We start from the raw sequence: 14,420 nt of genomic DNA on the forward strand, positions 1-14,420 counted from the left end.
GTAGCCGATGGACAGCCAGCTGTTCTGCGCCACGAAACTCGCCCGCTCCGCCATCCGTAGATTCATCGAGCCCAGCAGTGCGAACGCTGCGTCCGAGACCACCGTGAACGGCGAGGTGGCCTCCGGGCCGTCGCCCTGCGCCTGGCTCAGCAGGAAGGCGTTCATGTGCTGGAAGAACCCGTCGTAGGTGAGCTCCTCGGGGTGGTCCGTGCTGCTCAGGCCGGTCAAGAAGGCGATCGTGCTCGCCGGGACCTGCCGGTTCTTGGCGTGTGCCAGCGCGAAGAGGTCGGCCTCGAACGCCCGCTTGCCGAAAGCGGCACCCAGCGCGTCCCGCAGCGCCGGGACGAACCGCGCCAGCTGGACGTCCGGGAAGTACTGCGCGCCGACGCTGACGCCCTCGCGGGCGGCCACGATCCAGTCGTCGCCGATCGACTTCTCGCCCCCGAGGTTCTTCGACGTCGACCAGGTACCCAGGCCGATCCGGCATCCGGCGGCCTGGAAGGCATCGCGCACCTCCGGCAGGCTCGCCTTGCCGTTGTAGACGCCCGTGAAGCCCGGGGTGTTCTCGGAGACCACGGACTTCGCACCGACGGTGGTGCAGAACGGGATGCCGGTCAGCTGCACCAGCGAGACCAGCTCCTGCTCCAGCCGGTTCCGCGCGATCTCCTCGCCCGCCCACAGCACCGGCGTGCCGAGCCGTTCGACCAGCTTCACCGAGGCCTCCACCGCCTTGGCGAGCATTTCCTCGTTCTTCTTGGTGAACGGCCTTTCCTGACGACGGAGTTCGCCCTGCGGCGCGGCGCACGGGGCATTCCAGAGGTCGTCCGTCACCTCCAGGTAGACCGGCCTGCGCTCGGTCAGGCCGGCGGTGATCGCGCTGTCGATCTGCGAGGGCGCGAGCCCGGGGTTGGAGATCACCTGCGCGTCCACCGTGACCTGCCGGTAGACCTCCAGATTGCTCTCCCGGCGCTGGCTCATGTGCGAGGTGAGCAGACCGACCGCCTGGTAGTTGAGCCACTGCTCGTACGACGGCGCCGCGTTGATCACGATCACCGGCACGTACTCGACGTACGCGCCGCCGATCGGGTTGAGCAGGCTGAACGCGCCCACGCCGTAGGTGACCGCGACGGCGGCGACGCCCTGCTCGCCCTTGGCGAGGTCCGCGTCGGCGGCCCGCACCCGGGCGTAGGCGTCGGCGGCGTAGCCGCCACCGATCTCGGTCGGGGTGCCGACCCAGCGCACCCCGGTGGTGGCGTGCATGATCGTCAGGAACGGGCCGAGGTGGTCGCCCGGCACCCCGAACAGGTACCGGATGCCCAACTGCTCCAGTCTGGTGGCCAGGTAACGGCCCACCGTCCATTCGTCGTTGCTGCTCATTTGCTGAACACCTCCGCTTTGCGTGCGCGACCGGTCCGCACCTCGGGCCGGATCTCCGGTTTGGCGTGGGGCAGTGGCGCGGGTGCCTCGTGCACGGCGATCGCCGCGCGGACGGCGGTCTCCACCGCGCCCTCGATCCAGGCGTGCTTGAGCGAGACGTGCTCGCCGGCGAAGTGCACCGGGCCCTCCGGCTTGACCGCGTCGAGGTGGAAGCTGGTCATCTGGTGCGGGGTGTACACCGCCGCCTCGCCGAAGGCGTACGGGTCGCGCAGCCAGCTCTGGGTCTGGCCGGAGCCGGTGTAGAACACCTCGATCCGCTGTCCGTGCACCGACTGGAGGTTACGCAGCGCGTACACGTACCGCTCGGCGTCGGCCATCGAGTCCCAGCGCGCCGCGTCGTCCGACCAGCTGTAGCTGGCCAGCACCACGCCGCCGTCGCTGTCGGGCACCGGGTGCGAGGGGTAGTACATGAAGCGGTTCGGGTTGTCGGTGGTCGAACCGCCGCCGAAGCAGTTGGTGGCGGGGCGCACGCTCGCCCGGCGCGGCGGGGTGTGCAGGAAGACCTCCCGCTGCTCCCGGCTGATCCGGCTCGAGTCCACGCTCCGGTGGGCGCCGAGCAGCATCCTCGGTGAATCGGGCGGTGACCGGTGCCCGTCGTGCGCGGCCGGCACGGCCGCCTCGGTGTCCTCCTCGCCGGCCCTCTGGTAGTACTCGTACAGGCCGCGCTCGATGGAGTCGAGCTCGGCCTTCCAGTCCGCCTCGGTGAACTCCCACCACCGGCGGGAAAACTCCAGCAGCACCTTGGTGGCCTGGTCGTAGTGCGTCTCGATGATCGCCCGGCGCTTCTTGTACGAGTACGGGGGCGAGACCTGGACGAACCGCAGTGCGGAGAACGGGACGGTGACGATCGCGAAGTCACCCTTCCAGACCGTGGGTTCAACCTCTGGGGGTTCAGCCTCCAGGCCGCCCTCGGGCACGGTGTGGACGACGACCTGCGGCCCGTTCGGTCCGACGTCCTGGCCGGCCCCGCTGTCGCGGCGCGGGTCCCAGTACTCCATCCGGATCATCCGCTCGCCCATTTCGAGTTCGTCCTGGAGCTCCTCGGCCAGGGCGTAGGGCAGCTGCCGGCTGCCGCCGTCGATCTCCCAGTAGGTGGCGTCCGGGTTGATGTCGCTGCGGCCCAGGAAGGTGTGGAAGAAAGACAGGTGCAGCCGCGAGGTCATGTTCTCGATCGTGCCGATCGCCTCGATGGCCTCGTCGCTGAAGCCCGCGTACTCGCGCAGGAAACGGCCCATCGAGTAGCCGTCGAAGTCGCGGATCACCCGGGCCCAGCCTTCGACCCACTCCTGGAACGGCTTGTTGACGCGCTTGCCGTCGACGACGTCGGAGTAGTAGTCGCGGACCGGCTCCAGCGCCTGGTTGACCATCTCGCCGGCGGTGATCCGCGCCTCGTCGCCGGTGAGGTGGAAGCCCTCGTTGGCGCTGCTCGGGTCGGCGGCGTACTCGCTGCGGCGGGCCTGGATGCGGTTGGTGCGGATCCAGCTGTTGAAGCGCTTGACCGGCTCGCGGAAGTCCGGGCTGTCCTCACCGTACTTCCAGACCTTGCCGTCCTCGAAGGACTCGTAGACCACTGGCGGAGCGGGCGCGTTCTGGTTGCCGGTGTAGGGATCGACGTCGACGTTGTAGAACAGCCGTCGTTTCAGGCCGAGGCTGTCGACCAGGGCCAGGGTGAGTGGGTGGAAGCTGGGCAGCCGCATCGCCCCGGCCTCCCCGTACTGCGCCGGGTCGCAGAACGGGCTGTCCTGCTCGTCGTCGGTGGAGCGGAAGGTCTTGATCCGCCCGCCGACCCGGTTGGCGTTGGCCTCCAGGATGGTGACGTTGTGCCCGGCGTCCTTGAGCAGCTTGCCGGCAACCAGACCGGCGATCCCCGCACCGACGATCAGCACGTCCTTGGGCTCGTCGGTCTTCGGGATGCCCCTGTCGATCAGGACATCGAGGTAGCGCAGCTTCAGGTCCTTGTCGTCCGGACCGACCAGCAGCAGCTCGCGGGCCAGCTGCCGGCAGGTCTGCTGGCGGGTGCGGTCGTTGGCAGTGCCCTCGATGGTGGGGCTTTCATTCATGACTTCTCCTCGCGGCCCAGGAGCCGACTGACTTGTTGGGGAGGTCCTCGCCCTCGGCGAGCAGCCGCAGCGTGCTGATCGAGGGGGTGAAGGCGTGGAGCGCGCCCGTGGTGCGGACGAAGCGCTTCATGTCGACCGTGCCGAAGGTGCCGTCCGCGAGCTCGATCGAGGCCTTGCCGGCGAGGCCGATGACCTTTTCCTGCCGACGATTCCGGCGAAGGCGCGCGGATGGGTGCGGCGGATGTGCGCGGCCCAGGGGGTGTGCTGGCCGATGGGGTCGTTCGCGTATTCGAAGCCGTTCCGGTCCGAGCCGAGGCCGGTCACGGCGCTGCACGGCGGTGCGAGTGGTGTGCCGCCCTTGGCCCGGCCGACCAGACAGGCACCGAGCCGGTCGGCGTCCATGTTCCCGGTGAAGTTCTTGACGCCGTCCACCACGGCCTTGTTCCAGCCGGCGACATCCCGGCGAAGGCGGCGCACCACCTGGAGGGAGCCGTTCTTCATCCACGCCGGCGCCTTCCGGTCACCCTGTCTGCTCTTGCAGCCGAAGACGAACTCGCCGGGTTCGATCAGCTCGGTCCCGGCGTGGTTGTCGCGGAAGCCCTTGCGGCCGGCGTCCTCACGGTGGAAGTCCTTGACGCCGGGCTGGGAGGTGCCGTCCTTGTGGCCGAAGTGCTCGTGACCCTTCGGATCGCCCTTCAAGGTGCGGCCCTCGTCCACATGGACGCGGGTGATCCGGTGGGTCTGCTCGACGGTGTCGAGGTTCTTCAGCTTCTCCTTCAGCAGCGCCTCGGTGTCCGCGGTGACGATAAGGACCGCGTGCACGACCTTGTCGCCGGTCCCGGCCCCGAACAACCAGGTCCTGGGGTCGCTCTCGCCGGTGTCCCCGAGGTACTCGGCCCGTGCGGCCGCGCCCGCGCAGAAGGACGTGAAGGTGCTGAGGTCCTTCTTGATCCGATCGGGCTTGTTGGCGATCGTCACGAGGCCCTCGAAGGTGGGGGAGACCCCGCAGCGGACGGTGGTGATCGACGGGTCGCGGCCGACGGCCCGGCGGGCCTGGGAGAACTGCTCGTCGAAGTCCTTGTTGAACGCGGCCAGGACGTTGCCCCGGATGTCGGTGGACCCGCGCAGTTCCGGCCGGGGCAGATGCTCGATGTACGGGACGGCGGTGGGCCGGGTGGGGGTCGTGGTCACGGTGGGGCTCCTCGCATGGGGCGGAGGGCGGCGGCGGATTCGCAGAGGGACGGCACGACCACTATTGATTACGGAAAGTGACTGGTCGGATACTCAAAGTAATTACGTGCTTCCGTGGGCCCTGTCAAATGGAGTCCGGCCCCTCGGCGGGTCACACGGCGTCGCCGGGTGGAGCGTCCCTGCGCAGGCGTGGGACGGGGATCGGCACCCGGGCCGAGGCTGCGGGCCTGCGGGGCCGTCGCGAGCCGCCGCTGCCGGACGCCTGGGTACGCCACTGCCGATGGCTCGGCGTCGAGTGATTCCTGATCGCCTTCCGCTTCCCCGCGGCGACGTTCGGCGGTGTGAACTCCAGGCCGCCTGTCGCGGGCTGGGCATCCTCCCGCCGGCACCAGTGCCGGCCTCTGGCGCGAGCATGCCGGCGCCCGGCTCCGCGACGCTCTGTGGCACCGGGCCGGAGACGGCTGGCACCGGCTCGCCGACGTCGATGAGTCCCAGCAGTCCGCGCGGCGCTGCTCGGCGGGCTGCGCGGCCAGGCGCGGTTGCCGTCCGGGTCGGCGGCGGACGTGGGACTGGTTCAGGCGGTGGCGTGGGCCCCATACGGACTCGAGGTCGTCCGGCAGGAGAACGTCCAGCGATTCCTCCCGCCGCTGCGCCGGAGGAGCGGGGCGTTCTCCATCCGCTCGCAGACGGCCAGGCTCTCGGGTCGGCCGACCGGGGCGTACCGGCCGTGTTCGGCGGGTGCGCTGCCCGGCCCGTACAAGCGCACCAGCTCCTGGAGCCGCCCGCGGTACCGTTCGGTGAACGCCTCCAGGCGCCGCATGCAGCCATCCCGCTCGTCCTCGCGTACAGCGCCGAGGGTCACGGCCAGGATCTCCCCCTGACACGTCGGGGGCACCGGCGACCGGGCGGCCGGGCCCAGCGCGGACCGCGGTTCATTGATTGCGCAGAGTTACGGCCTTGTGTGCGTGTGCCTCATGTCCCTTCTGGTACTGCAATCACAGTCATGAGGCCTGGTTCCGGCGGGCGCGGCTCCGGCTGAGCCGTCTCGACCACGGCAACGCGGCTCCGAAGGTCATCCGATACGCACCCGGCAGGCCGTCCTCCGTGCTCTCCTGCGACGACATGCGGCACCTGTCCAGAGAACTGCGCTGGACCGCTCCCGCCCGAACTCCACACCTGACCGGGAAGGCCGTTCACCCGGACTCGAGTGAGACGGCCTCACGAAACCCGTCTCACTCGAGTCCGGGCACCGCGGCTCAGCGGCCCGGACCTGTCCGGACTTGCCTGAGACCGGACAGCAGGCCCCCGGACGCGCGTTCCGGTCGGCCGGCACGGGTCTCGCCGCCAGGGGCCCGGGACGAGCATGGCTCAGAGTCTGTGGTCGATCTTCTTTTCCCGCATCAGTTTCTCCAGTTCTGTGTCCGACAGCGGGTGCAGGGTGTTCAGGAGATGGCGTAGCCCGGGTTCGTCGAGGGTCTGGCTGGTGACCTCTGCCTCCGCGTTCCGGTGGCGGCGGGTGAGGGTGACGGCGCGGCCGCCGCCGGGGAAGTCGCGGACCGTGCGCATCTCGCCGTGCGTGTCCACCGTGCAGGTCACGCCCTTCTCCACGAGCTCGGGGCATCGGGGTGCGGGCGTGAGCGGCGAGCGCACCGTGAGGCCCACGTAAGCGAACTCGTCCTGCCGGACGGGGCGGTATTCGACGCTGAAGTAGGCGGGGCCGACCTCGGCACGGGACACCTGCATGCCGGGCGGAGCGGTGCCCAGGTACAGCAGCTCCGGATGCTCCCGGTACCGCGAGACCTCCGCCTCGTGCCGGCCCTGCTGCGACTGCGCAGGGCCGACGAAGCCCCCATAGGCCACCCCGGCCGCCAGCGCGGCCACCGCCCCCAGCCGCACCCACCGGCTCGGCACGAAGAGCGCCGCGGCCACGGCGTACGGCACCCCCGTCAGCGCGATCCGGGTCCCGGCGCCGCCCAGGTCGACGCCCCCGCCGTAAGCGGCCAGACCCGCCAGGACGCCAAGCGTGCCGAGGACGAAGACCAACACCGCCCAGCCGAGCCGCTGTGGCACGGAGCCGCACAGCGGCACCACGGTCCGCGCCGGTACGCCCGCCGCGGCCAGCAGGCCCACCGTCAGCGGCACACCCAACACGAAGACCGGCGCCGCCGCACCGGCCCCACCACCCCAGACCGTCACCAGCAGCACGAAGCCGAGCGTCGGCACCGCGGCCGCCATCGTCGCCCAGACCAGGAAGAGATGAAGGGCCGTCAGCGCCCCTCTGCCACTTGTCATGGCGCGGATCCTGTCAGCCGACGTCCTGGCGCACATGAGTTCTCGTACTCACTGCACAGTCCCGCCGCCCGAGCTGGGCGGCGGCGGTGGTGATCGGCGTCTCCGGAGCGGTCTGCAGCGCCTCGCGGACCTCCTCCGGGGCGTAGGGCCGATGCCTGTCGAACCCGTTCAGCCTCGAGGACAACGCCGCCCTCCTCGTTCGGCTGACCAACCAGGGGAGACACCAGGGACGACCGGCACACGGTCTGCATCCCGGATGGCCGACTACCGGACGGAGTCACAGTGGGGTGGACGGCATGGAGGGCGAGGATGGCTTGCGCGATCACCGGCGGCGTCCTCGGAGCGACGCGGGTGTGCCAGTGGTTGCCCGGTCGGGCGCCGCGCTTCGGGCGCCCGACCAGGCCCTCCCGCAGTTACAGGTACGGGCGGGTGATCAGCTCGATCGCGTGACCGGCGGGGTCCTTGAAGTACACCCCTCGACCGCCGTGCCCGTGGTTGATCTCACCGGGGCGTCGCATCTGCGGATCGGCCCAGTGCTCGATGCCGCGCTCGCACAGCCGCCGATACGCCCGGTCGAACAGTTCGTCGTCGATCAGGAACGCGTAATGCTGCATCTGGATCTCCACCGGCGGCTCGGCGAACTGGAGCAGCACCCCATCGTCGAGCTGGATGTTGGTGAACGGACCCCAGGACGGTGCTTGCGGAAGCTCCAACAACTCCCGGAAGAACCGAGCCGACTCGTCGCGATCCTCGGCGGCGATGATGGTGTGGTTGAACGTGACTGTCATTCGGCTGACCTCGCTGTTGTTCGACACGAAGAACGGACTCGTGGTGCGCGAGCGCTGGGAGGTCCGCGTGCCGAACTGGGGTGCCTTCTCCGCACCCATCGTGCGATCAGCCCTCCACCGGGTGGCCAATCCGTGGGTGGCGTAGTGCCGGTCCGGTGTTCACGTCGGGAGACCCTACTCGATCTCGTCGGCCGCGACAACGGCGCGGCGACCGGCTGTCGGGTGGCTCGTCACGGCCCTGGCCGGGCACTTCGAGCAGGCCGGGATGTGGGACGGGACGAACCCGCTGTACGGGATCGGACCGTGAAGATGCCGGATGCCGGATGCCGGTCAGCGATGTCGGCGAAGGCCTGTACTACGAGTCCGCCGCTGCCCGGAGGCCCCTCCGTGCGGTCTGCCGGCGCTCGCAGCGTCGCGCGTTCCGCTCCTTGCCGCTGTCGGGCATGGCACGTCGGTCGATCGTGCCGGAAACCGGCATGGCGGACGGAGGGACAAGAGTGCCTCAACGCCGCTGACGCAACGTCCGTCGCACGACGACGGACGGGGAGGGCGGAGGACGACGTGGTGAGCGGGTACCGGCCGGTGACGTGGACCGAGGCGGCCGGGCCTGCCGCCTCCACGATCGGCTCCCGCGTGCAGTGGTGGACCTGGCATGCCGTACGGACCCACCGACCGACGTGACGGTCGACCTGCGCTGCGACTGCGCACCCTCTGGCACCGCTGCTGGGGACTCCCGCGCCGTGGCCTCTGCCGCTGTCGGCTCCGCGCGCAGGCACGCGTCCACTCGACGAGTTTCTGCGGCATCTCGACCACCACCCGCTGCTTTCGTTCGGGCGGAAGGGGCCGGCACGGCCGTGCCGGCCCCTGTGCGTACCGGGAGTTACTCGGTGACCTCGTGGTCGTGGCCCTCGTGCAGGCCACCGCCGCTGCCCGCCGAACCCTTGGTGTTCTGCGGCGCCACCGGCTTGCTCAGAAGACTGGTGTCCCAGGCGTACTGGCCCACCGCGTTGGCGATGACGTCGATGTTGACGTCGAACGCCTTCATGTTGATGTTCTTCAGGTTGTCGCAGGCTGCGTGGTAGCAGGCGTCGTACGCGACACCGGCCTTGCCGCCGTACACCTTTGCCTGCTCGGCCGTCTTGATGCCCTCGGCGCCGGTGAAGGTGCCGCCCGAGGGGATGCCCACCTCGATGAACGGCCCGTAGTCCGACCGGCCGGTGAAGTCGGTGCCCTCGTGCGGGATGCCCCGGCTGTCCAGGTAGTCGGTGATCTGCCGCTCCAACTGCGCCGAGCCCTTCGGGCCGGGGCCGGCACCGACCTGGTCGGAGTCGTCGCCGTCGTAGACGAACTGGGCGTAGTTCGGCGAGGCGATCATGTCGAAGTTCAGGTACAGCTTGACCTTCGCGAGGTCCGCCGCCGAGAGGCTGTTGACGTACGCCTCCGAGCCCAGCAGGCCGAACTCCTCAGCCGACCACCAGGCGAAGCGCACCTTGTTCTTGGCCTTCTCGTGGGCGAGGTTCAGAGCCACGTCGAGGATGCCGGCGGAGCCGGAGCCGTTGTCGTTGATGCCCGGTCCGTCCGCCACCGAGTCCAGGTGGGCGCCGAACATCACCACGTTGCCGGCATCGCCGCCCTTGGTCTCGGCGATCACGTTGTAGGTGCGCCGGGTCTCCGAGAAGGTGCGGATCTCCAGGTTGACGGTCACTGCGCCGGCGGCGGCCTTGGCCGCGAGCGCCTCGCCGTCCGCCTGCGTGACGCCGCCGGCCGGGATCTTGGCGACGGTCGGGTCTCCCAGGGTGCCGTTGAGCGCGCCCTCGGTGTTGTTGTAGATGATCGCGCCGACCGCGCCCGCACCGGCGGCGGTCTCCTGCTTCTCCGCGAAGGTGCAGCCGCCGCGCTTGATCAGCGCGATCTTGCCGGTGAACGTCCCGGGGGCGTAGTCCTCCGGCTCGCAGCCGGTGGTGGCGTCGACCGGCACCACCGCGACCGGGGCGGTGATGCCGCCGACCGGGCTGCTGGCGGAGTACGTCATGGCGGTCATCGGGACGTCCTGCTGCTGCGGCGACACCACCCGCAGGCTCTGCGCCAGCGTCTGGGTGAACGGGTAGTCGAACTCGTTCCGGGTCACCGAGTATCCGGCCTTCCGCAGCAGGCCTTCGACGTACTGGGCCGACTGCCGGTGCCCCTCCGACCCGGCCACCCGGGTGTTCCCGTTCTTGTCGGCGATCCGCTGGAACTGCTTCAGATGCTTGTAGGCATCCTTGGCGTTGCTCTTCTTGACGAGCTTCTTCGAGAGCTTGGCAGCCTCCTTGGCAGGGTCGCTGTGGGCGGAGGCGGTGCCCGATCCGATCAGCAGCAGCGGCGCTATGAGCCCTGCGACGGATACNGCTACCGTGGTGCGGCGGTTCCGAGCGTTCAAAACGCTTCCTTCCGGCGGTCCATGAGAAATAGGCGTAATGGCCGAAAACAGGTCGAACGACGTACGGCGGTGCTCCAGGGCAGGCAGGGACGGCCGGATCGCTCCGCCTCATCTGCCACCGGCAAGGAGAAAGGTATCTGCTCAGTAAACGCTTGGTAATGGGTTGACGGGAATCTTCGGCGCCGACGCCGCCCGTGCGCGGGTGCCGAGCGCACCGATCGACCGCTGAGCCAACCGAAGTTGACTGGAACTCACCGGTGCTGACCGGAGTCCGGGGCATGCCGGAGGCGGATGCCGGCCGCTGTCCGGAGCGACGGGGTGTCGCGGCTCCCGACGCACCGTCAGTGGCGTGCTGCGGGCGCTGTCCGCCGCGCATGTGGACCGGGTGCCTACGAGGCGCTGGAGATCCACCCGGGGCGGACGACTACGGTGGATCCCGAGGAGTCGGTGGCCCGGATCCTCCGGGGGCGCGGCGGCTACTGTTTCCACCTCAACGGAACCTTCGTCGCCCTGCTCGGTGTCCTGGGGCGCGCCGTGACGTGGCACCACGGCGGAGTCCAGGGCAGTCGAACCGCCCTGGCGAACACGCCCAGGGGCGTGTCACAGTCACTGCCGTGACTTTGATGGACGTCCTCGTCGCCTTCGCCCGCACTGGCCGGATCGGGTCTCTTCGCTGCGGAATGCCCCTGACCGAGGCCGAGGAACTCCTTGGGCCGGGGCGCCCGCATCCAGCCATCCTCATGAAGGGGCCCGGTATCGACGACTACCCGTACTTCTGGGGCGGACTCAAGCTGGTCGTCACCCAGCGGGCAGTCAGCGGCATCTGGATCGGCCTCTGGCCCGGCTCGACCGCGAAGCTCCCCTCTCTCGTCCTGCCCGCATCAGAGTCGTTCGAGGCCACCGTGCTCCGCGAGGAACTGGTCACGGCCCTGGACACCGCAGGCTGTGAGCACCACGTCAACGACACCCTCACGTTCGGCCGGCAATCCAGCATCCTCACCCGGCCCGCTGACGTCTGCGCGGTCTTCAGCCTCCCGGGCCGAGACAACCACGTGCCTCATCGAGACCGTCACTGCCTCGACGTGATGCACAAGCGCACGGCCTGACATCGCTGAATCCGCAGAATCTCCAGGGTGCGAAGGCGGGGCAGGTCAGGCGGCAGGCCGTTCACATGCTCGATTCTGTGGTCGCGGGGGAGACTGCAAGCCAGGGGCCAGGGGCCAGGGGCCAGTCTCCAGCGACAGCGAAGCTTGATCAATCGCCATCGAACATTGACGATCAGTAGGTTCGTACCGAAGTTCGAGCGGCACGGCGTTCTGGTGTGCCAGGGGCAGGGGGACTCGCGGATGCGTACGCGGACCTGGATCTCGGGGCGTTTGACCTGGGCTTTCCGTAACAGGGCGGACAGGTTCGGTGGTCACTCGCGGTTTGTTGTGCTGTCCGCCGCTCTGCGCCGCCGCGCTGCCGCGGGCCTGTTCGCCGTCGCCGTCGTGGTGGCCGCAGGAGCCGGGTGCGATGTCATCGAGGGCTCGGGCCCGGGTCCGTCCGCATCGACCGAGGGTGGCGAGGCGACTCGCCGGGTCGAGGCCAAGGCGACGAACCCGCCACCGGGGCTGCCTGCGGCCTTCACCGCCGGCCAGCGGCTCGACTGGTCGGCCTGCCCGGCACCGTCCGCGGCGCAGGGCGACGGCGACGCCCCGGGCGACGGCTGGGAGTGCGCCACGATGAAGGCGCCGTTGGACTACCGGCGGCCCGGCCGCGACACGATCGACGTCGCCATGATCCGGAAAAGGACCACCGGACCGGAGCGGAAGCGGATCGGGTCGCTCCTCCTCAACTTCGGAGGCCCCGGCCAGTCCGGCGTCATGGGGCTCCCCAAGTACGCGGACGACTACGCCCCGCTGGGCGAGCGCTACGACCTGGTCAGCTTCGACCCGCGAGGTGTCGGCAGGACCGCACCCGTCAGCTGTGGGGAGAAGGAGTTCGAGGGCGGCGACGCCTGCGAGAAGCACTCCGGTGGGCTCCTGCCGTACGTCGGCACCTCGCAGACGGCGCGCGACCTGGACCTGATGCGCTATCTCCTCGGTGACGAGAAGCTGAACTACTTCGGTGTCTCCTACGGCACCGAGCTGGGCGGCGTCTACGCCCACCTGTTCCCGAAGAACGTGGGCCGACTCGTGCTCGAAGCCCCCGTCGACCCGACGCAGGATCGCCTGCAGGACAACCTCAGCCAGGTCAAGGCCGTCCAGCTCGCCTTCGACCGCTTCGCGCAACACTGCGCGAACACATACGACGACTGCCCCACCGGCAGTGACCCCGAGCAGGCCGACCAACGCGTCATCGAACTGCTGGACAAGCTCAGGAAAGAGCCCGCCCCCACCGACGGCGACGAGGAACTCGACGGAGATCTCGCCGCTCACGCCATCGCGAACTACCTGGACCTCGGCGAGGAAGGCCGGTGGCCGCTGGTGAAGGCGCTCAACGAGGTCATGGAGCGGGGCACCGGCAGCAAGTTGCTGCAGAATGCGTACGACCACGCCCCAGGCGCCCGGGTCCGGTCCTGGGCCGGTGTCAGCGCCCGCAGCGAGACCTCGGGCGGCAACGGCACGTCCGCCTTCGTCGCGATCACCTGCGCCGACTCCAACCTGCGCCCCGGATTCACCGAAGCCGAGGAAATGATCAAGCGGACCAAGGCGGCCTCCCCCGTGTTCGGCGAAGCCTGGTCCCTGAACGTCTACCTCTGCTACGACTGGCCGTTCGAAGGCGAGCGTGCCACCCCCGACGTCAGCGCGGACGGCGCTCCCCCGATCCTCGTCGTCGCCAACACCGGGGATCCGACGACGCCGTACGCGGGCGCCAAGCACATGGCGGGCGAGCTGGGCGAGGCGGCCGGCGTCCTGCTGACCGTGCGGGCCGAGGGCCACGGGTCCTACCCCTACAACCGCTGCGCGACCAGGGCCGTCAACACGTACCTCCTCGACGGCACGCCCCCTGGGCGCGGCACGACGTGCTCGTAATTATGCCCTCCGGGGCACGAGTGCTTGCCCCGTTCCCCTACCGGCACGTTTCTATGGCGTGCCTTCCCATCGCGTGAGGACCCACCCGGATCAGCGCCACCCCGCAGCCCACCTGTCCCAACGGCCGCAACTGCTCGCCGGGCGGCCACCAGGCGCGCCCGACGGTCACGGAAGAGGGTTCGCCGACCCTGCGCCGACCGGGTGCTCCATCACGGACTGACGCCGGCGAGGCGCTGAGGCGCCCGCGTCTTCAAGAGGTGGGACAGCAGCCGCGGTCCCGGGGCCGGCCGGACAATGGGCAGGACCATGTCGAGGCGGAGGCATCCAGGACGGAACGCCGGGGTGTCGGTGATCCGCTCTCCGGCGTCGGCCGGCGCCCGGAGGCGGAAGGGCCCCGTCGCGGATGCGGCAGGGCCCTTCGGCGTTCGGGTCAGGAGCGGGGCGGGAAGCGGGTCAGCGACGGGTGATCTTCCAGGTGCCGTCGGCCTTCGGCTTGTCGGGGTGCTGGACGTTGAAGAAGAGGCTCTTCGGGTCCTTGCCGAAGTAGATGCCGCTGATCTCGGCACCCGGGTCCTTGAGCGAGCCGAACAGCTCGACCTTGTCGGCGGTGCCGTCCTTGTCGTTGTCCTTGCCGGCGACGTAGATGTCGCTGAGGTAGTTGTCCTCGACGATCCACAGGCGGCCGTCAGGGCCCTGGGCGAGGTTGTCCGGGCTGTTGAAACCCGTCACCTTGGCGCCGGCGTTCTCGACCGGCACGTTCTTCCCGGCCTGGACGAAGCTGGTGAGCACGTTCTTGTTCAGGTCGACGGCGACAACACGGTCCTCGCTGGTGTTGGCGACGTACAGCGTGTCGCCGATGACCTCGACGTCTTCCGGACGGCCGAACTCGGTGGCGTTGACGGCGCCGGACGCGGCGTCGGCGTCCACCACCACCTTGTCCATGTCGAGTGCGACCCACTCGAAGGCGCCGACCTTCCTGTCGTACGTCGCCGGGCTCCACTTCTGCTCGGCGTCGGAGAGGCCCTTGATCTTCAGTGCGTAGAGCCGGCCGTCGGACAGGTCGCCGCGCTTGGTGGGCACGAACTTGTAGATCGAGCCGCCGTTGAGTTCGTCGATGACGAAGACGGTGCCGTCGGCGAGCGCCTCGATGCCCTCGTGCCGCAGGATGCCGGCCTTGCGGCGCTCTTCGATGCGGGTGATCTTCGTCGGGTCCTCG

The 14,420-nt window shown here is 69.5% G+C and carries 13 protein-coding genes and 1 pseudogene; 4 read left to right on the forward strand and 10 right to left on the reverse strand.

The features are described 5' to 3' along the window. The 8 genes and pseudogenes from RH94_RS37445 to RH94_RS37475 form a co-directional block, all read right to left on the reverse strand. Window positions 1-1,377 (reverse strand): thiamine pyrophosphate-binding protein (locus tag RH94_RS37445; RefSeq protein ID WP_234426335.1); only part of this gene is annotated, 1,377 nt, incomplete at its 3' end. Further along, a complete protein-coding gene (locus RH94_RS37450; protein ID WP_079189336.1) occupies window positions 1,374-3,497 on the reverse strand; it encodes a flavin monoamine oxidase family protein in 2,124 nt (707 codons plus the stop codon). The genes RH94_RS37450 and RH94_RS37445, both read right to left, overlap by 4 nt. After that, window positions 3,490-3,627, reverse strand: a complete 138-nt coding sequence (locus RH94_RS41045; protein WP_158073129.1) for a hypothetical protein — start codon at window positions 3,625-3,627, stop codon at window positions 3,490-3,492. The genes RH94_RS37450 and RH94_RS41045 overlap by 8 nt, the downstream gene beginning before the upstream one ends. Beyond that, window positions 3,624-4,688: a Dyp-type peroxidase gene (locus RH94_RS37455; protein WP_073952764.1), complete on the reverse strand. Its 1,065-nt coding sequence runs from the start codon at window positions 4,686-4,688 to the stop codon at window positions 3,624-3,626. Before RH94_RS37455 ends, RH94_RS41045 begins: the two co-directional genes overlap by 4 nt. A gap of 574 nt (window positions 4,689-5,262) precedes the next feature. Next, window positions 5,263-5,550, reverse strand: a complete 288-nt coding sequence (locus RH94_RS41050; protein ID WP_073952765.1) for a hypothetical protein — start codon at window positions 5,548-5,550, stop codon at window positions 5,263-5,265. A 506-nt stretch (window positions 5,551-6,056) separates the two neighbouring features. Next, window positions 6,057-6,980 carry a hypothetical protein gene (locus RH94_RS37470; RefSeq protein ID WP_073952766.1) on the reverse strand — a complete coding sequence of 308 codons (924 nt, stop codon included), beginning with the start codon at window positions 6,978-6,980 and terminating at the stop codon, window positions 6,057-6,059. A 73-nt stretch (window positions 6,981-7,053) separates the two neighbouring features. Beyond that, window positions 7,054-7,152, reverse strand: a pseudogene (locus tag RH94_RS45915) (ATP-binding protein); the annotation flags it as partial. Window positions 7,153-7,393: 241 nt separating this feature from the next. Beyond that, complete coding sequence (locus RH94_RS37475; protein WP_073952838.1) at window positions 7,394-7,768, reverse strand: VOC family protein; 375 nt, start codon at window positions 7,766-7,768, stop codon at window positions 7,394-7,396. On the opposite strand from RH94_RS37475, the gene RH94_RS41055 reads away from it, so the two are divergent. After that, window positions 7,758-7,913: a hypothetical protein gene (locus tag RH94_RS41055; protein ID WP_158073130.1), complete on the forward strand. Its 156-nt coding sequence runs from the start codon at window positions 7,758-7,760 to the stop codon at window positions 7,911-7,913. The genes RH94_RS37475 and RH94_RS41055 overlap by 11 nt on opposite strands. A gap of 735 nt (window positions 7,914-8,648) precedes the next feature. Here the strand turns inward: RH94_RS41055 and RH94_RS37480 are convergent. Further along, on the reverse strand, window positions 8,649-10,154 hold a 1,506-nt coding region (locus RH94_RS37480; RefSeq protein WP_234426336.1), incomplete at its 5' end, for a M28 family metallopeptidase. 324 nt (window positions 10,155-10,478) lie between these two features. On the opposite strand from RH94_RS37480, the gene RH94_RS37485 reads away from it, so the two are divergent. The 3 genes from RH94_RS37485 to RH94_RS37495 all read left to right on the forward strand — a co-directional run bounded on the left by RH94_RS37485 (window position 10,479) and on the right by RH94_RS37495 (window position 13,204). Further along, window positions 10,479-10,805 carry an arylamine N-acetyltransferase gene (locus tag RH94_RS37485; protein ID WP_199881150.1) on the forward strand — a complete coding sequence of 109 codons (327 nt, stop codon included), beginning with the start codon at window positions 10,479-10,481 and terminating at the stop codon, window positions 10,803-10,805. Continuing rightward, complete coding sequence (locus RH94_RS37490; protein ID WP_073952768.1) at window positions 10,802-11,293, forward strand: hypothetical protein; 492 nt, start codon at window positions 10,802-10,804, stop codon at window positions 11,291-11,293. Before RH94_RS37485 ends, RH94_RS37490 begins: the two co-directional genes overlap by 4 nt. Before the next feature lie 240 nt (window positions 11,294-11,533). Beyond that, window positions 11,534-13,204, forward strand: a complete 1,671-nt coding sequence (locus RH94_RS37495) for an alpha/beta hydrolase (protein ID WP_073952769.1) — start codon at window positions 11,534-11,536, stop codon at window positions 13,202-13,204. Window positions 13,205-13,657: 453 nt separating this feature from the next. On the opposite strand, the gene RH94_RS41680 is transcribed toward RH94_RS37495, so the two are convergent. Continuing rightward, window positions 13,658-14,420: alkaline phosphatase PhoX (locus RH94_RS41680; RefSeq protein ID WP_199881151.1), on the reverse strand; the 763-nt coding region annotated here is incomplete at its 5' end.

The organism is Streptomyces kebangsaanensis (assembly GCF_001906585.1).
Lineage (GTDB): Bacteria > Actinomycetota > Actinomycetes > Streptomycetales > Streptomycetaceae > Streptomyces > Streptomyces kebangsaanensis.